14 protein-coding genes are annotated in these 18,053 nt (G+C 64.1%); 7 read left to right on the top strand and 7 right to left on the bottom strand.

Translation table 11 applies throughout. The features are described 5' to 3' along the window. Positions 1-80: 80 nt before the first annotated feature. The 4 genes from ACQY4S_RS03405 to ACQY4S_RS03390 form a co-directional block, all read right to left on the bottom strand. Positions 81-737, bottom strand: a complete 657-nt coding sequence (locus tag ACQY4S_RS03405; RefSeq protein WP_428483794.1) for a heme oxygenase (biliverdin-producing) — start codon at positions 735-737, stop codon at positions 81-83. A gap of 254 nt (positions 738-991) precedes the next feature. Beyond that, the gene (locus ACQY4S_RS03400; protein WP_428483793.1) at positions 992-1,477 is read right to left on the bottom strand and encodes a hypothetical protein; all 486 of its coding nucleotides are present in this window, start codon (positions 1,475-1,477) and stop codon (positions 992-994) included. A gap of 529 nt (positions 1,478-2,006) precedes the next feature. Continuing rightward, complete coding sequence (locus ACQY4S_RS03395) at positions 2,007-3,605, bottom strand: ABC transporter substrate-binding protein (RefSeq protein ID WP_428483792.1); 1,599 nt, start codon at positions 3,603-3,605, stop codon at positions 2,007-2,009. A gap of 2 nt (positions 3,606-3,607) precedes the next feature. Further along, positions 3,608-5,935, bottom strand: coding sequence for an amidase family protein (locus ACQY4S_RS03390; protein WP_428483791.1), 2,328 nt, complete (start codon positions 5,933-5,935; stop codon positions 3,608-3,610). A 238-nt stretch (positions 5,936-6,173) separates the two neighbouring features. On the opposite strand from ACQY4S_RS03390, the gene ACQY4S_RS03385 reads away from it, so the two are divergent. The 3 genes from ACQY4S_RS03385 (at position 6,174) to ACQY4S_RS03375 (ending at position 9,041) form a co-directional block, all read left to right on the top strand. Further along, positions 6,174-6,926 (top strand): pyridoxine 5'-phosphate synthase, encoded by a 753-nt coding sequence (locus tag ACQY4S_RS03385; protein WP_428483790.1) that lies wholly within the window; start codon positions 6,174-6,176, stop codon positions 6,924-6,926. A gap of 141 nt (positions 6,927-7,067) precedes the next feature. Then, entirely contained in the window at positions 7,068-7,418 is a 351-nt protein-coding gene (locus ACQY4S_RS03380; RefSeq protein ID WP_428483789.1) for a GFA family protein, read from the top strand. A gap of 318 nt (positions 7,419-7,736) precedes the next feature. Then, positions 7,737-9,041: an MFS transporter gene (locus tag ACQY4S_RS03375; protein ID WP_428483788.1), complete on the top strand. Its 1,305-nt coding sequence runs from the start codon at positions 7,737-7,739 to the stop codon at positions 9,039-9,041. Between the two features lie 31 nt (positions 9,042-9,072). Here the strand turns inward: ACQY4S_RS03375 and ACQY4S_RS03370 are convergent, their stop codons facing one another. After that, positions 9,073-10,185 carry an IS630 family transposase gene (locus ACQY4S_RS03370; RefSeq protein ID WP_428483393.1) on the bottom strand — a complete coding sequence of 371 codons (1,113 nt, stop codon included), beginning with the start codon at positions 10,183-10,185 and terminating at the stop codon, positions 9,073-9,075. On the opposite strand from ACQY4S_RS03370, the gene ACQY4S_RS03365 reads away from it, so the two are divergent. The 3 genes from ACQY4S_RS03365 (at position 10,178) to ACQY4S_RS03355 (ending at position 13,503) form a co-directional block, all read left to right on the top strand. Further along, a complete protein-coding gene (locus ACQY4S_RS03365; protein ID WP_428483392.1) occupies positions 10,178-10,516 on the top strand; it encodes a LexA family protein in 339 nt (112 codons plus the stop codon). The genes ACQY4S_RS03370 and ACQY4S_RS03365 overlap by 8 nt on opposite strands. A 160-nt stretch (positions 10,517-10,676) precedes the next feature. Next, complete coding sequence (locus ACQY4S_RS03360) at positions 10,677-11,924, top strand: branched-chain amino acid ABC transporter substrate-binding protein (RefSeq protein WP_428483787.1); 1,248 nt, start codon at positions 10,677-10,679, stop codon at positions 11,922-11,924. A 64-nt stretch (positions 11,925-11,988) separates the two neighbouring features. Next, a complete protein-coding gene (locus ACQY4S_RS03355) occupies positions 11,989-13,503 on the top strand; it encodes an aminotransferase class V-fold PLP-dependent enzyme (RefSeq protein ID WP_428483786.1) in 1,515 nt (504 codons plus the stop codon). A 175-nt stretch (positions 13,504-13,678) separates the two neighbouring features. Here the strand turns inward: ACQY4S_RS03355 and ACQY4S_RS03350 are convergent, their stop codons facing one another. Continuing rightward, the gene (locus tag ACQY4S_RS03350) at positions 13,679-14,881 is read right to left on the bottom strand and encodes a Rieske 2Fe-2S domain-containing protein (RefSeq protein ID WP_428483785.1); all 1,203 of its coding nucleotides are present in this window, start codon (positions 14,879-14,881) and stop codon (positions 13,679-13,681) included. A gap of 412 nt (positions 14,882-15,293) precedes the next feature. On the opposite strand from ACQY4S_RS03350, the gene ACQY4S_RS03345 reads away from it, so the two are divergent. Beyond that, on the top strand, positions 15,294-15,512 hold the full coding sequence (locus ACQY4S_RS03345) for a CDGSH iron-sulfur domain-containing protein (protein WP_428483784.1): 219 nt from the start codon (positions 15,294-15,296) through the stop codon (positions 15,510-15,512). 103 nt (positions 15,513-15,615) lie between these two features. Here ACQY4S_RS03345 and gyrB read toward each other — a convergent pair whose 3' ends face one another. Beyond that, the gene (gyrB, locus tag ACQY4S_RS03340; RefSeq protein WP_428483783.1) at positions 15,616-18,051 is read right to left on the bottom strand and encodes a DNA topoisomerase (ATP-hydrolyzing) subunit B; all 2,436 of its coding nucleotides are present in this window, start codon (positions 18,049-18,051) and stop codon (positions 15,616-15,618) included. Positions 18,052-18,053: the final 2 nt, after the last annotated feature.

The following is an 18,053-nucleotide window of genomic DNA, read 5'->3' as shown; positions in this document are numbered from 1 at the left end:
TTAATCGAAATACATCTAAAGTGACGTTTTATCCATAAGTCTGTCACTTTGGGTTGTCGTCTTTTCGTGTCAACCACGGCTCACGCCGCGGGTATTTCGGCGAACGATGCCTGGTCTCCATCAATATCGTTGGAGATGTCTATGTTATTTTGAAATGCGACGGCGGCTTCCTCGACCACGGGCGTTGCGTCGGCCAGCCATGCGCCAGTACGGTCCAAGGCGGCGCGATAAATCGCGGCGAAAGCACGCACATTGCCGATGTTGCTAAAATGGGTGAAGGCGAGGGCCGGAAAGTCGGCGCCGAACAGGCTGGCGAGGCGGCGACCCAGGATCTGGCCACCGCTCAGGTCGCCGAGGTAGCGTGTATAGCAGTGGGCGATCAGCATCATGCCGTCGCCGGACGCTGCCCAGGTCAGTCGGTCGGCGTAGCGCTGACCGGACGGCAGCAGCGGCACCGACACTGCCCAGCCTGGTCCGGCGAGATGACCGAGGTCGGCGACAATCGCCTCGGCCCGATATAGCGCCGGCAGCGCCAGTTCCGCCAGCAAGGGCTGGTTGCGACGGTGCCGCAGGGCCTGCTCCATCGCCTGATAGGCCGGCAGCAGATTGCGCAGATACACCGCGTAAGCCGCCACGCTGACCCGACCACGCAGCAGCGCCGCCACCACCCCCGAACGCTCGGCCTGCCGATGAAGCTCCATTGTCCGCGCCCGCAGGCGGTGCACGAGGCTGTCCATATTGGTGAAAGTATCCGCCGAGAAGTCGGAAATGCCGTGGTCTCCTTGTCCGAAAAGGGACGTGAGAATGGCGGGCGTGTCAACCGAAGCCAGACCGGCCAGATAGGCAGTCGACCGGCGGAGGAGCCAACGGCGGAATTCGATTGACAGCGCAAGGCTTAGGGCGACGGTTCATCACCGGACACGCCGGCGCATGTCCTGACATCATGCCCAGTATCAGCACAAAACCCTGTCCGCCGGACTAAGTTCGCCCGTTAATGGTTTGGCTGAAACCCAAGTCTCTTGAGCGATTCCAAGTTCGCCGCGGCCTGTGGTGGCGCTGGCCGGGCAGCCGGAGGAGGGGCGGGATGGAAACCACCCGGCGGTGCGGCATGCATACCCGGTGGCGGCGCGTTGATGACAGTGGGCGGCGGTCCGGCCGGTCGACGTTCCGCACCGTGCTCCTGGACCTCATGCTCGTGGTATTCGCCCCGTTCGGCGCGCTCGCGCTCACGACGCTCGCTCTCGTTGTAGCCGCCAAACCCGAACGCCGGCGTTGGCTGGTACTGTGGCGCGTAGCCGTAGACGGGGGAAGGGTAGCCCGGCGCATACCCATACGGCTGAACAGGCTGTGAATACCCATACGGCTGTGCATATGGCTGGACCGGCTGTTGCTGTGCGTATCCCCCAGTGCCGGTGTCATAGCCGCAGCCTGCGCAAAGGCTCGCCAGCGCCAATGCCGAGAATACGATCGGGCGCATGTTGTTGTTGTCTCCTTGGATTGACAGATCTTCGATATGGGGTGCTGCTGTATCTTGCGCATCGGGTAACATTTAATTTCGCAGCCATCCTGCTGCCTTGCCTCGCGGCCTTGCGCCAAGGCATTGAGGCGGCCGAACGAATCTCCGGCGCGTATGGAAGCCGGCGCATATGGAAGACGGAACGACGGACGCAAGCCGGCTGATGCATGATCAGGATCCCATGTTGCACCGGCTCTCTCTGTTCGGCACGCCCCGTTAGCGGGACAGCCTTCTGCTTGGTCACCGCCGCGTTGACTCAGGGCTCGACCGACGCATAGAGCGCTTCCACGGTGACTCGAAACAGGCCTGCCCCTTTCGTCATGGCCGAGTCTTGTCCCGGCCATGACAGTGGCTGGTAGATCCGGCGATTCCAGTCACCGTGGAAGCGCTCTAGCGGCTCGCCATCCAAGCCCTTGCAGGCGCTGTTCAGATAATAAAGATTTTCGGCGGTGGGGGATAAGCGCGCTTGTGCGGCTGGTCCGCCGCGGACCTACCGCGCCGCGATCGTGACCTGGGTGAAATCCTGATACCAGCTTTCCGCCTGCCGAAACCCCTTCACCCGAGGGCTGAGCGCGCGCGGGTTCAGGTCATGCACCACCAACACCCAGGGGGCGTCATCAACCACCAGTTCGTGCGCCTGGGTGATCAGCCCGTCGCGCGCTTCCGGTTCAAAGCTGCGGAAAGCCTCCGACAGCAGTTCGTCGACTTTCGGGTTGCGATAGACGCTCCAGTTCGATCCGTTCGGTGGGATCGCGGAGCCATGGAAGTTCAGGAAGAACTGCGTCGGATCGGAGATCGGCAGCCCGTGGTTGATCGCGTCGCGATGCGGCAATCCGGGGGTATCCGGGCGGGAGCGCATGGTCGTCAGCATGGTGCCCCAGTCGACCATCTCGTAGTCGACCTCGACCGCAATGTCCTTGTAGCTCTGCTGCACGAATTCGCCCATTGGCAGCGGGTCCATGTTGCCGGAGCCCGCGGTCGGGATCTGCACCTTCAGGCGCAGCGGGTTTTGTGGACCGAAGCCAGCCTCGGCCAGCAGACGGCGCGCCTTCTCTGGATTGTAATCGTAATGTTCCCGCGGATGGCCGAAATACTTGTAGGTATCCGGCCAGGGGCCGCGCGCCGGAATCGCGGTATCGGCCAGCAGGTAAACTAGGCCGGCGCGGTCCAGACCATAATTCAGTGCGTGCCGCACCCGCTTGTCATGCAGCGGCGAGCCATCGGTGTTGTTGGCGTGCCAGGCCCAGATATGCGGATAAGGTTTCGTAACAATCTGATAGCCAGCGCCGCGCAACGCCGGCAGCGCATCCGGCGCGGGGTACTCGATCCAGTCCACTTGGCCGGATCGCAGGGCGGCCACCCGCGTATTGGGATCCGGGATCGGCAGCAGCACCATCCGGTCCACCTTGGGGACGCGGGTGCGATCCCAATACGCCTCGTTCCGCGCCAGTTCGATGGAAACATGCGGCGACACCCGCGTGACCCTGAAGGGACCGGTGCCGGCGGGCGATTTCTGGAAATCCAGCCAGTTGCCGATCTTGGCGTACTGTGTCGGGCTGACCATGAAGACCCTGGACAGCAGGTAGGGCAGCATGCTGAACGGCGCTTCGGTGTACAGCGCCACGTGCGTGTCATCGAGTTTTTCGTAGTGCTTCACCTGCGAGGTGTAGGGCCGATAGGTCAACGCCTGCGCCCGGTCGAAATGCGGCGACTGTTCGTTCAGATGCCGGTCGAAGTTCCAGACGATGTCCTCGGCTTTCATCACCGTGCCATCGTGGTACTGCACGCCCTGCCGCAGGGTGAAGATCCAGCGCAGGTGGTTGTCCGGATCGATCTTCCACTCGGTCGCCAGGCCGGGCGTCAGGTCGGCGAAATGGTCGGTATGGCTGAAATCCCAGTTCACCAACGCATCGTAGATCGTGTAGCCGGCGAAACGACCGCCCTCGCTGCCGTTGTCCGGGATGCCGCCGGTCGTCGGCAGGTCGGACGTCGTCATGCCAATGCGCAGCGTCTGCGTTGGCGTCTCCGCCCTGGCGGCCGGGGCCAGCAGCAGTCCCGGCGAAACCTTAAGAAGGTCACGGCGTCGCATCGTCATGCTTTCCTTGAATGCAGGGCGGGCAGCGGGCCGAAGGCGGGCGGCGGCACCCGTCGCATCGAGGCGGCCTCGTAGGCCGAGGCGAGCTTCAGCAGCACATCCTCCCGTCCCGGTTCGGCGCGGAACACCAGGGAGAACGGCATTCCCGGATCGGCCACAACGGTGGGGGTATCGGACAACGCCGGCAGATACCGTGTGCCGTCAGCGCTGAGTTTGAACACCGGATCGTAGACCGTCTTGACGTAGCCGGCCGGGATCAGCACCTCGGTCAGGCCGGCGTTCGGACCGTAGAAGGTTTCGCCCCGCAAGTTCTGCGGCGTACCGGGTTCGGTTGCGCCGCCGATCTTCGCCGGCGGCAGCGGCGTGTGCAGCCGTACCAGCGCGTCCAGTCGGTTTTCCAGGATCACCATCATGTCGACCCGGCGCAGCAGCTCCCGCAGCATGATCCGTTCATCAACACCTTGCCGGCCGCCCAGGGCATTGCGCGGGTCGGCCACGTCTTCCCAGTTCTTGAAGGCAGCGCGCTGGTCGTCGCCCCAGAACTTCGACCGGGCATTCAGCGCCGGAAAACCGGTCAGCGTTTCGGTAAAGCCGAGGGCGGCCCAGTCGGCGGCGCGCCGGGTGAGGTACTGCGGAATATGGAAGCGGAACGACATCGCCAGTTCCTGGTGCTGGATCGTGGCGATATCGAGGTTTGCCGGCGGGGCGATGCGGCCCTCGGCCATCTCCACCATGTAATCGATCGATGCCATGGTGCCGGAGCCGAAGACCTGGCCCGGCATGAACTCTGTCGGCTGGATCGCAGCAGCGAAGTCCTTGAACACCGGCTGGCCGTCCGGGCCAAGGCGGAACAGCAGTTCCGGCATGAACACCGGCACAAGCCGTGCCAGCGCGTGACGGAAATTCGTCGTCATCGGCTCGATGTCGGGATCGGGCGTCCAGAGCGGATCGGCGGATTCCACCAGGGTGGCGCCCAGCTTGCCGCCCAGCACCGACTTGATCTCGATGGCCGCCGCCGTGGTGATCGGTTCCACCAGCTTCAGCCCTGGGTTCAGCATCGACTCCCGGATCACGCCAATACGCGTGCCCGCCAAGCAGGCAGGCATGGTGGCATGCGAGGCAAAGCGGGTGGGAAGCACGGACGATCGAGCCACGGTGGTGAACGGGTCGCGCGGATCGTAGTAGCCGCTGACAGAATCTTTCAGGGCGTCCAGCACCTTCGCCGCATCGCCGATGCGGCGCGCATGGATGCCGCTGCGATCGCAGTAGATGTCCGCCCCGATCGCGCCGCCATCGAACCCGATCATCGCCTTGTGCGGCAGCAGCAGCGCCACCGCGTTGTGATTGGACGGCCCTCGGCAGGATGCCCGCGTCTCCTCGCCCAGGCTGATCATTACCATGTTGGTGCTGACCGACAGCGCCGATCCCGAACTCGATCCAAGTGATGCGGCGCGCGTGGTATCGTAGGGATTGGCTGGGTTGCCCGCCCAGGTGCTGCGCTGATACCCCAAGGTGGAGGGCAGTATCTTGTCGGCAACATGCCGTCCGCCGGGATCACCCGCGCGGCCGTTGTACTCCGTGTTGACGGCCTTGGCGAAGATGATCGCGCCCTTGGCCCGCAACTGCCCGACCAGGATGTGGTCGCGGGCCGGAAAGTCGATGTCGTAGGCGGCATCGCCGCCGCCGGTGGAGCGCATGTCGGTGGTGTCGAAGGGGTCCTTGAAGGAGAACACCACGCCGTACATCGGCAGCTTCTCCAGGTCCGGATCCTGGCCATACGCCGCATCAAGTTCCGCCGCGCGTTCCAGCGCGTCGGGCTGGCGGCGGAACATCTCGCACACCGGCGGCGCACCGGGCGGCAGCGGCCCCTGCGACGGATGCCGATCAAACTCGCCGCGGCAGGTCACCGACCGCTCGCCGCGGATATTGATCGTTCCTAGCGCATTCACCTGCCCGGCGTCGGGAATGCCGACGATCATGCCGAACTGCTGCTGCACCGACGGGTCCGATGCGGTCGGCTCCATGCGGCCGAACTCCAGCGGCGGTCCCCGGTATTTGTCGAGGTCAGGCAGCACGGCGGAAGCTTTCACCGTTGCCGTTGGAAAGCGCAGCGGCGTCGTGCCGCGCGTGACGCCGGGCGCCTCCGGCACCGGTGCGCCGTCCGCGGTAACCAGCATGCTGCAGACGCCGTTGAAGGCGCGGACGCGCGCGAGGTAGTGCCGCACGACGCTGACGCAGGTGGCACGGCCATCCCGGATCGCCTGGTGCAAGTCATCGATCGTCGCTTCTTCCAGACGAAACGTCGTCTCGGCCTGCCGCGTCATCCGCCAACCTCTCTCTCGTTCAGCTTGCGCCGGACCTGGTCTTGCAGGCGGCGTGCCATGGCGGTCAAGCCGACCGGAGCGGCTTGCCCACGGGCGTTGCGGAAAACCATCGGCAGTCCCGGCAACGGCAGCGAACACTTGGGGCTTTCCGGCAAAGCCCGTCACCGGCCGGCAGGCGCTCCGACGAAAGCTCGTCCGGCACATTGAACCGCCACCGCGCCCGCGTTACCCTGTCGTCATGGCCCGCCTCAGCGTCAACCTGAACAAGATCGCCCTGCTCCGGAACTCGCGCCGCACCGGCGTGCCCGACCTGCCGCGGTTCGGGCGTCTTGCGTTGGAGTCCGGCGCGCAGGGCCTGACCGTCCATCCGCGGCCGGACGAACGCCACATCCGCGCGTCCGACGTTCCGGCGATCGGCGAGCTGATGCGGCCGTATCGTCCCGGCTTCGAATACAACATCGAGGGCTATCCCGACGACCGCCTGCTCGCCATCCTGCAAGCCGCTCGGCCGGAGCAGACTACGCTGGTGCCCGACGCGCCCGGGGCCTTCACATCGGAGGAGGGCTGGCATCTGGACGCGGCGCAAACCGCCCTGGCGACGGCGTTCATTGCAACGATCAAGGCGCTGGGCGGACGGGCGATCCTGTTCATCGATCCTGATCCCTCCGTCATCGCGCGCGTGCCGGCCACCGGCGCGGATGGGGTGGAGATCTACACCGGGCCATACGCCGCCGCATTCCGGGAGGGGACGCACGGCCCCATCGTGACGGAGATCGCCGCCACCGCCGCGGCGGCGAAAGCCGCTGGCCTGATCGTCAATGCCGGCCACGATCTGAACCTGCACAACATTCCGCCGCTGATACAGGCGGTGCCGTTCCTGGCAGAGGCCTCGATCGGCCACGAACTGACCGCCGATGCCTTGGAACAGGGCTGGGCCGCGACGGTCGTGGCCTATGCAAAGGCGCTTCGGGGTCAGGGCGTATCGGGGTAAAACCGGTTGAGACCGGCACCGACCGGATAACACAACACGTCATGGCAGCGGCCTGAGGGTTTTAGTCGCAAGCGTACGGGATTGGCGAGAAAGCCGGTGTGATGTCCACGCGAAGTGGCGGGCGGTTTGAGGAGTTATTGCATGAAGAAAACCTATTCAGGCGCCTGTCACTGCGGCCGAACCCGATTCGAGATCGACGCCGATCTGGATCATGTCCGTGTCTGCGACTGTTCCATCTGTCGGCAGCGCGGCGCGCTGATCCACCGCGTGCAACCGGACTGCTTCCGGCTGCTCACCCCGCTTGAGGACCTGACGCTTTATCAGTTCCACACGCGGACAGCGAAGAACTACTTTTGTCCGTCCTGCGGTATCCTGCCGTTCAGGCGTCCCCGGACAGATCCGGAGGTTTGGGCCGTTAACGTTCGATGCCTTGAGGCGGTCGACCTGGACTCGATTCCAATCAGGCGCGTGTTCGGCAGCCAGTATTCCTGAGCCAGCCTCTGGCACTGGCGCTGGCTGCTTTCTTCGCCTACGCAGGTTCAGACCGATGCGCCTTTCGCAATGGTGCGCAAGGCATGACCAAAGCATCATCGCTAGCAGTATAGTAACATGATTGATCACGACTGCCGCTGGCACTTGATCCGGCTGTCGCAATAATCTGGTTTGGGTAAACCTGATACGGTCGGTTTCCATTTGATCAGATGGTCGAGAAGCGGCCGACGTGGTTGCATTGATCGCATGGTTCACGCGTCTTGAACGTTCCACTCAGCGCGATCATGCTCCAGGTCACATCCGGCAAGGAGTTCAGCCATGTCCGAGGCCACCGCGAACGACTTTGCTTCGCTCGACGCAGGTCAGCTTGCGGCGCTGCGGCGCCGAGCCATCCTGTCCTGCGCCATTGGCAATTTCTTCGAGCTGTTCGACTTCACCATCTACGGCTACTTCGCTGTCGCCATCACACGCGCCTTCTATCCATCCGGATCAATGTATGGCACCTACGCCGCCTTCGGTGCGGCGTTCCTGATGCGCCCGGTTGGCGCCATCGTGCTCGGCGCCTACGGCGACCGAATGGGGCGCCGCGCCGCCCTGGTCATCACGATCGGGCTCATGGCCGGCGCGACCGGTGCGGTGGGGCTGATACCGACCTACCGTGCCATCGGCTACTGGGCGCCAATCCTGCTGGTGCTGTGCCGCCTGCTGCAAGGGTTTTCGACCGGCGGGGAATGGGGCGGAGCGGCGGCGTTCCTGGTGGAATACGCACCGCCCGGCAAGCGTGGCCTGACCGGAAGCTGGCAGCAGTTCAGCACCCAGATCGGTGCGGTTACCGGCTCGGTCTCGGCGGCGCTGCTGGCTTCCAGCCTCAGCGAGGCCGCATTCTACGCCTGGGGCTGGCGTATCCCATTCCTCTGCGGCTTCCTGCTCGGCCCGATCGGCTATTACCTGCGCAACAAGGTAGCGGAAACCCCGGCCTTCGAGCGTGCGGTGGAGACGCGTACCGTCGAACATGCGCCGCTGCGTGTGGCCATGCGTGAATATGGCACCCGCATGATCCAGGCGTTCGGCCTGAGCATCATCGGCTGCATCGCCAACTTCATCTTCGTGGTCTACCTCGTCTCCTACGCCATAAACACCATGCATCTGCCATCCAGCGCGGCATTTTCCTGCGCCGTCGCATCCGGCCTTGTCGTGGTCGTGCTGACGCCGTTCGTCGGCGCGCTGACGGATCGCGTTGGCCGCCGGCCGCTTATTCTGGCCTGCGCGTTGCTTAACCTTGTGTTCGACTATCCACTTTTTCTGCTGGCGATCCGCGGCAACACGTTCAAGTCGCTGCTGATCGCGCTGATCTGCAACGCCGTGTTCCAGGCGCTGTACACCGGCACGATCCCATCCATCCTGGCGGAGATGTTCCCGACCCGGGTGCGCTACACCGCCCTGTCGGTCAGCTATGGTTTCGCCGTCGTCCTGTTCGGCGGCTTCGCGCCGTTGATCTCCACGTGGCTCGTCGACGTGACAGGCAATCCGTTCGCGCCCGCCTTCTACGTGATGACCGGTGGCGCATTGAGTGCCATCGCGATCATCAGCATGAAGGAATATCGCGATGCGCCGCTGGAGTGACCTAGTACCTCTGCACAGTGATTTTGAACGGTTAAGTGGTGTCGGGATAGGCGCGAGCCAGCTTGTCTCTCGCCTTCTGCGTCGTGAACTTCCATTGGATCCGTGCGCCTGACGCGTTGCGTTGGCTTTGCCATGCTTTGATTTCGGTGTTGAGAACGTCGCGCTCACCGATCCGGCGATCCAGGCACTGGCCGCGCAGCACGCCGATCTCAATCTCCACCATGTTCAGCCAACTGGCATGTTTGGGTGTGTAATGAAATTCCAGGCGCTGAAGAATACGGTGCGCTTCGGGTGCCGGGAAGGTCTCATATAGCGCCCCGGCGGTGTGGGTTGAAAGATTGTCCAGCACAACCCGGATCTGGTCGGCATCTGGATAGTGGGTATTGGCCAGATCACGCATGCAGACGGCGAAATCCTGCGCGGTTCGCTGGTCTGTCACCTTTACATGACGCCAGGGTCTGTGTGCGTCGAGAAACACGAACAGATTGGCGGTGCCGTTACGGCGGTATTCGCAATCATAGCGCTCCGGCTGACCCGGTTCGGCCGGGATCGGCTCACGTACCTCGCCGATCAACTGGGTCGGACTTTCGTCAAAGCACACCACCGGGCGCTTCGCATCAGCCGTCTCGGCGTAGAGATCGAGCACATCCTCCATCCGCGCGACATAGGCGCCATCAATTTGTGGAATGCACCACATCTCCCGCCGCCACGGCTTTAGATCGTCTTCTGCAAGGCGCCGGCGCACGGTCTCGCGCGACAGATCCTCATGCTCGGTCAGCCTCACCATCTCGCCGGCCAACAGATCGAGCGTCCAGCGCTTGCGCCCCACCGGCGGGGTGGTGCAGGCCGTTGCCACCAGCAGCGCGGTCTCCTTGCCGGACAGCTTGCGCGAAGTCCCTGGGCGGACCTCCTCGCTGAGCGCCAGATCCAGGTTGCCCTCGACGAAGCGTCGCTTGGTGCGGTAGACCGTCGAGGTGCCAACCGAGACGCTGTTGGCGATCACGTCGTCGCTGACACCAGCATCGGCGGCCAGCAGGATCTGAGCCCGCTTGATCTTGCGTGCTGCGTGTTTGCCGCCGTTCAGCAGCGTCGTGAGGTGTGCGCGCTCCGCCTCGCTCAGATCGACCCGATACCGTATGGTCATCGCCGTTCCTTTCCCTTCAAGGACAACGATGAGTCGAGCTGTCGATGCGCTGCGACCGCAATTTACCCCCAGACAGGGCCAGTTTTTGGCGTATATCGACGCTTATACTCTGGTGAACGGGCGCCCGCCGGCGGAGGCGGACATGATGCGGTTCTTCCGCCTCACGCCTCCAAGCGTCCATCAGATGGTGCTCACCCTCGAGCAGGCCGGGCTGATCTCACGCAAACCAGGCTTCGCACGGAGCATCGTCGTCCTGCTTGAGCGTTCCGCTTTGCCTGAACTACTTCCAGGACACGCTCAACCGGTCAAAACCTCTGTGCAAAGGTACTAGTCGGCCGTCGTGACCGGCACCGCCGGCATGCCTTGCCGCGTGCGCCTGGTTTCGTTGGCATCGATCTTGAATGGGCAACTGACATCTGAAGGCCAGGGGCCTGCGACGAGGCAATGTCCTGACCTTGGTTTGGTCGCTGACATCAGCACGGAGACAAGCCATGTTCGATATAGGCCGTCGTTCGACGTTTCGCCTGCTGGCCGGTTCCGCCTTGGCCACTCTTGCGTGTCCTGACCTGGCCTCCGCCGCCGGCCAGTCGGTCACTGTCGGTATCGATCTGTCATTGACCGGCGCGGATGCGGAGACCGCCAACCTGATCAGGGACGGCTTCATGCTGGCGATCGACGAGGCGAACGCCAAGGGCGGTCCCGCCGGCATTCACGTCGATGTATTGATGCTGGACGACGGTACCGCGACCGCTGGCCAGTACGATCCGGCGCAGGGTGCGACCAATGCCCGCAAGATGGTTGCCGATCGCAACTGCGTCGCGGCGCTTGGACCCATGAGCAGCACGCCTGGCAAGGCGATGGCCGCGATCTTCAGCCAAGGCGATCTCGCAACGATCACGCCGACCTCAACGAACCCCGACATCACCGATCCCAAATTCGCCGGGCTGTACCGGCCAGCGGGCAAGGCGATCTATTTCCGTACCGTGACGACGGATGCTTATCAAGGGCCGAGCCTGGCGAACTACTTCGCGGATGTGCTCAAGGTGAAGACGATGTTCGGGCTGGACGACAGTGGCGCCTATGGCGTCGGCCTTGCCGCGGCATTCGAGGCACAAGCCAGGAAAAAGGGCATCGCGGTGCTCGGCCATGACCGGCTCGATCCGAAGGCACCCGACTACACGGCGGCGCTGACCAAGATCAAGTCGCTGGGTCCGCAACTGCTGTATTATGGCGGTGACGCGCAGGCCGGCGTTAAGCTGGTCAAGCAATCTTATGATATCATACCAAACGTCATGAAGGCCGGCGGCGATGGCATGTACGGCCCGTCGATCCTGCAGGGCGCCGGCTTTCCGGCAGTGAACGGCTGGTACGCCACCGTCGCCTCACCGCACATGATGGAAGACGCCAGGCTGGTGCCATTCGTGCAACGCTTCGTCGCCAGGACCGGGCACCAGCCCTCAGATTATTCCATCACCGCCTACGACGCCGCATTGATTGTGCTGGATGCCATCGGACGCGTGGCGAATACCGGCAAAACGGTTACGCGGTCAGCGGTGCGCGACGCGATCCAGACGACCCGGCTGGAGACGCTTCAGGGCATGGTCTCGTTCGATCCCAATGGCGATTTGATCAGCCGTGTCGTCAGTATCTTTCAGATACGGCACGACGGCGACTTCCCCCCGGACAATATCCTGCATCAGTACAAATACATCGGTGCGGCGCCACAGGATGCCGCCTGATCAAGGACCGCTTGACGCACGCGGCCGTTGCCCGCTGGATGCGGTCCCTGAAGGAGTTATCGCCATGAATGACGCTTCCATGGATGCGCCGCCGGCCACCCGCAACGCCAACCCCTATCTGGCGCTTGGTGTGCGCCCGTTCATCAACTGCGCCTCGGTCCGGACCGCCCATAGCGGCAGCCTGATGCTGCCGGAGGTGCGCGCCGCAGTCGCTCAGGCGTCGCGCCAGTTCGTCGGCCTGGACGAACTGATGGAAGGTGCCAGCCGCCGCATCGCGGAGCTGACCGGCGCGCCATGGGGCATCGTGACCTGCGGCAGTGCCGCCGCGCTGACCCTGGCCACGGCGGCCTGTGTCGCCGGCAACGATCCGGTCAAGATGCTGCGCCTGCCGTTCACCGAGGGCTGGACCAACCGCGTCATCATGCCAAGCAACCACCGCTTCGCCTATGATCAGGCGATCCGCATGGTGGGCACGCATATCATCGAGATTGACACCATCGCCGATCTCGATGCCGCGCTGACCGAACCGGTCGCAATGATCGCCATACTCGGCACCCACGAAGCGGCGTCGGCGGTGCGGCTGGAGGACATCGTTCCGCGTGCCAGGCAGCATGGGATACCCATTCTGGTCGATGCAGCATCGGAACACATTGAACGCCCCGATCCCTATCTGTCACGCGGCGCCGACATGGTGATCTACAGCGGCGGAAAGTTCCTGCGCGGCCCGCAGACCAGCGGCCTGCTGCTCGGCCGGAAGGATCTGATCCAGGCGGCCTGGCGCAACGCCTCGCCGCACCAGGCCTTCGCCCGCGGCATGAAGGTGTCCAAGGAGGACGTGATCGGCGTCCTCGCCGCGCTGGAGGTGTGGTTCGAGCAGCGTGACCCGGCCGCGGAACTCCGCAGTTGGAACAACGATCTGGCCGTCATCGCCGCGCGGCTGGACCGGCCGGGCGTGAGGGCAGAGGTCATCGCCCCGCATGGCGTGGTGCGCGTGCCGCGGCTGCGCGTCGTCTGGGACGTGGCGAAAGTCGGGCTGAGCGGCGAGACGCTCCGGCTGCGGCTGCTCGATGGCGAGCCGCGGATCATGCTGGATGACATGGCGACGACGGAGAATTCCGTCAGCATCGACCCATTCGGCTTGCAGCCGGGGGAAGCCGATCAGGTCGGCAAAGCCTTGGCGGCGGCGCTGGCGGCGCCGGCTGCCGCAATGACATCCCCACCGTCGGTTATTGATCTTGATGTCTCCGGCATATGGGATGTGGACGTATCGTTCCTGCTGGGCAAGCGGCGGCATCGCATCCGCCTGCGGCAGCAGGATGGTGTCGTCACCGGCAGCCAAAGCTCCCACCAGTTCGAGGGCCCGGTGACGGGCAGCATTGACGCCAACGGCATCCGCCTGGTGTTCAGCATGTGGCACGAAGGCACCATGATCGCGTATCACCTGGATGGGTGCGTGGCCGATGGACGGATGCAGGGCAGCGTGACGTTCGGCAGCATGACCCATCACCATCAAGGCCCGATCAACCTGGCCCAGTTCGGTCCGGGCGAGTTTCAAGCTACGCGCACCGGCGATGCATGATGGACGAATTCGTCGCACGTCCGTGTTTTCGATTCTAACCACCTAATGGAACCGTAATGACCGGCGCATCCGGCGTCTCTCCCGCATCTCGCGGTGCGGCAGCCCGTGCATGGTGCTCTCAGGGTGTCGCCATGCAGGCTGCCTGAACGCACCGTATCGACGTTCGCATGGTCGATCAGGCGTGCCGCCGGACCGGCTGGTCGGCCGCGACCGGATTGATATTGGACGGATCGGCGATGGGCGGACGTCTTGCGTGCGCGCCGGCGAACTTGCGCCAGGCGATCACGCCGACATCCGTCTTGGATAGACGTTCCGGACCCGGCACGAGCGCCTCGACCATCGTCTTGTCCTGGTCGGAGAAGATCCGATCGTGCATCCAGCCACGCCAGAGATAGTAGTTCGCGCGATCGTAGATCTCCCGCCAGCGTCCAAGCCGGCGCCAGTTGTTGATGTTGAAGCAGCGCGTCGTGTTTTCGTCGATCGGCACCGCCCACTGCACCAGCGCATACTCACCGCTCAGCCGGCCAACGACCACCAGCCCGGGCAACCAGACTTCCGACTGGTTGCGAATGCCGTAGACCTTGTGGGCCTTGGACGTCTCAAAGCCGCGCACGTTGCCGCGTCCGCTGGGCTTCATGACACGCCACCACTCGTTGTTGGGGAACCCGCCAAGGCCGGGATAGTCGGCGCGGGTCATGCCGCCGGATCGCCGGATCGCAATGCCCTTGTTGCCGTCGAGCGGAAACGGATCGAGCGCGAGGGCGAACGGCAGTACCGGCTGCAACATTAACTCGGGCGAGGTGCGGTGGACGTACTGCGCATGGTGATCCTGCGGCCAGTTGTCCACCAACGCGCGCCAGTTGCACTTATAGTCGGTGAACATCGAGATCGAGAAGAAACGATCCTGTTGGCCGATATACTCCGGGACGTCTTCCTCCAGCACCGATGGCGCCATGCTGCCGGGCCAGAGCCATATCAATCCGGCGTATTCGCGCACGGGATAGCTGCGGATGGTCACTTTCCGGTTGATCGGTGAGTCAGGCCCTTCCATCAGCGCCGCGACCAGTTGTCCGCTGGCGCCGTCGAATGTCCATCCATGGTAGGGGCAACTGATCGTCCCGCTGCCCGCGTAGGCGCAGCGCCCGCCTGACAGTTTCACGCCGCGGTGCGGACAGCGGTCGTCGAGCGCGAACAGCTTTCCGGCGTCGCGGAACAGCACGATGTCATTGCCGAGCAGGCGCACCGAGCGTGGCTTGCGCCTGACGTCGCGCGTGGTGAGGATCGGGTACCAGTAGTTCTCGAAGCCCAGCTTCGGAATGCCGAAGCGCTGGTAGGGCATTTCGGCGGCATCGTCGGCGGCGAGTTCGATATCGGCCATGGCATTTGTCCTTACAGCGTCATCCGGGATGCTCAGGCTAGCAGCGGTCTCAGGCCTTCGTCACGGGGCGAAGTGGCGGCGGTGTTCGGCTGCGTGGAGCATCTTGTCGGCGGTCGCGTCTCATGAAGACAAGAAGGCTGGCGACCGTGGCTGGTGAAGAGATGACTGGCCTGCTCAGCGAATGACGAGCGAAGTCGATGCCGCGCGCCACTGGCCAGCAGTCTTGAAGTCGCCGACGCCTTTTCGTATCGTTCCGAATTCGGATAATGATGACACGCCCTTCGTGCGAACGCCATTGGACGGTTGGGTCGTGGCGTCCTATACTACGGTCAACCTGACGACCTGGAGCCAAACCATCTGGCACATTGTCAGGTTGCGGTTTAAATCTCGTTCCATTGCAAGGAGCACCTGAATGGCCGATGTCTCTATCACGATCCGCAAGAACGGCCCTTATCTTGTCAAAGGCATGGTTGAGCTGACCGACGCGGATGGGAACGCTTATCCGGCGAAGGATACGATGGCCCTCTGTCGCTGTGGGGCCTCCACCAAGAAGCCGTTTTGTGACGGCACGCACTCCAAGACGGGCTTTCAAGCTGCGGAGCAGGCCGTTCCCGGCTCAGCCGAGGGCTAACGCTCGGCGTAATTGATGGCTCATGGCACGAAAGGATGATGGAGCATCGGGCGGCCCGCGGATGTGGATTTCGCTCCATCAGCCATCACGCATTGTGGGCGGGCTAAACGTCCAAGTTCGCCACCTTCAGCGCATTCCCCACGATGAAGTCCCGCCGCGGCTCCACCACATCGCCCATCAGCGTGCTGAACACCTGCGCCGCATCCTCGGAATCGCCCACCTTCACCTGCAACAACGTCCGAATTGATGGGTCCAGTGTCGTCTGCCAAAGCTGATCCGGGTTCATCTCGCCCAGGCCCTTGAAGCGCTGCACCGACAGGCCGCGCCGCCCATGCGCGATGATCCGGTCATACGCCGTGGCCGGACCCGCCACCGACGGCTCCTGCCCATCCAGCTTCAGCCTGGCTGGCGTGCTGAACCGCTGGGCCAGTGCCGACGCCCGCTCCGCCAGCCATCGTGCATCGGCACTGCGCAGGGCCGCCGGATCAAGAAAATAGCGTTCCGCCACGCCGCGTACCGTGCGTGACAGCGACAGCCCGTTATCCGCCGCCACCACCCATCCTTGTTCAGTCGGCAGCGACACCGTGTTCAGCCGCCGGGCGAATTCCGGTGCCGCCGCGGTGGCCCGTTCCGCGTCCGAGGTCAGCACGCCGGCGATCGCCGCCTGTTCCAGCAGCGCAACCGGGATTACCGAGGACAGCCGCTTCAGGCACAACGATGCCTCCCGCAGCAGGTTCACCTCCCGCCGCAGGACGTCCTTTTCGTGTACGTCGCCGTTAGCGTAGGTCAGGCGGGCGTCCGCCAGGGCCTTGTCCAGCAGGAACGATTCCAGCGCGTTGTCGTCTTTCAAGTAACGTTCGTCGTTGCCTCGCTTGGCGCGGTACAGCGGCGGCTGGGCGATGTACAGATGCCCGCGCTCGATCAGTTCGCGCATCTGGCGAAAGAAGAAGGTCAGCAGCAGGGTGCGGATGTGGGAGCCGTCCACGTCGGCGTCCGTCATGATGACGATGCGGTGGTAGCGCAGCTTGCCGGCGTCGAAACCGCCGACATCGACCGCGCCGGGACCGATGCCGGTGCCCAGCGCGGTGATCAGCGTGCCGATTTCCTGGCTGCCCAACATGCGGTCGAAGCGGGCGCGCTCGACGTTCAGGATCTTGCCTTTCAGCGGCAGGATTGCCTGGAACTTGCGGTCGCGTCCCTGCTTGGCGGAGCCACCGGCGCTGTCGCCCTCGACGATGAAGATCTCGCACTTGGCCGGGTCGCGTTCCTGGCAGTCGGCCAGCTTGCCGGGCAGGGTGGACACATCCAGCACGCCCTTGCGCCGCGTCAGTTCCCGCGCCTTGCGGGCGGCCTCCCGCGCCGCGGCGGCATCCATCACCTTCTGGATGATGCCCCGGGCTTCCTTCGGGTGGGTCTCGAACCAGTGCGACACGGCATCCGCCACCGCCGCCTGCACCACCGGCTGGACTTCCGAACTGACCAGCTTGTCCTTGGTCTGCGACGAGAACTTCGGGTCCGGCACCTTGACCGACAGCACGGCGGTCATGCCTTCGCGCATGTCGTCACCGACCAGGGCCAGGGTGTCCTTCTTGCCCATGCCCTCGGCGTACTTCGTCACCACCCGGGTCAGCGCCTGGCGGAAGCCGGCCAGGTGCGTGCCGCCGTCCCGTTGCGGAATGTTGTTGGTGAAGCACAGCATCGTCTCGTGGAAGCTGTCGTTCCAGGACAGTGCGAACTCCGCCCTTATGCCTTGCGCGTCGTCGGACACGCGCAGGCTGATCGGCGGCGTGAACACCGCCGTCTTGGACCGGTCAAGCCACTCGACAAAGGCCACCAGGCCGCCATCATAGCGCAGCACGGTTTCCACCGCCGGCGCGTGCCGCTCATCACGCAGCACGATGGTCATGCCGGAATTGAGGAACGCGAGTTCCCGCAGCCGCCGTTCCAGCAAGGCAAAGTCGTACTCGGTCTTGGTAAAGGTTCCCGGGCTGGCCTTGAAGGTGACCTCGGTGCCGCTGCCGCGATCGGCCGGCCCGACGATCGCCAGCGGCGCATCGGCCTCGCCATGCTGGAAGCGGATGCGATGCTCCTGGCCCTGGCGCCAGATGCGCACCTCCATCCATTCCGACAGCGCGTTCACCACCGCGGCGCCAACGCCATGCAGCCCGCCGGACACCTTGTAGGAGTTCTGGTTGAACTTGCCGCCGGCGTGCAGGCGGGTCAGCACGACCTCGGTCGCGGAGATGCCTTCTTCCTGATGGATGTCGGTCGGGATGCCCCGCCCGTCATCGCGCACGGTGACGCTGCCGTCGCCGTTCAAGGTTAGCTCGACGTGCGAGGCGAAGCCGGCCTGCACCTCGTCCACCGCATTGTCGATGATCTCGAACGCCATATGATGCAGGCCCGAGCCGTCATCGGTATCGCCGATATACATGCCCGGACGGCGGCGCACGGCGTCCAGTCCCTTGAGGACGGAAATCGATGCGGCATCGTATGTTTCAGGGTCGGAATCAGAGGGCGGCGCGGCGTTGTCGGACATGC

It is taken from the genome of Rhodopila sp. (assembly GCF_965276935.1).
Classification (GTDB): Bacteria; Pseudomonadota; Alphaproteobacteria; order Acetobacterales; family Acetobacteraceae; genus Rhodopila.
The sequence above is the reverse complement of the archived record's forward strand: the minus strand, read 5'-3'. Positions and strand labels throughout refer to the sequence as shown.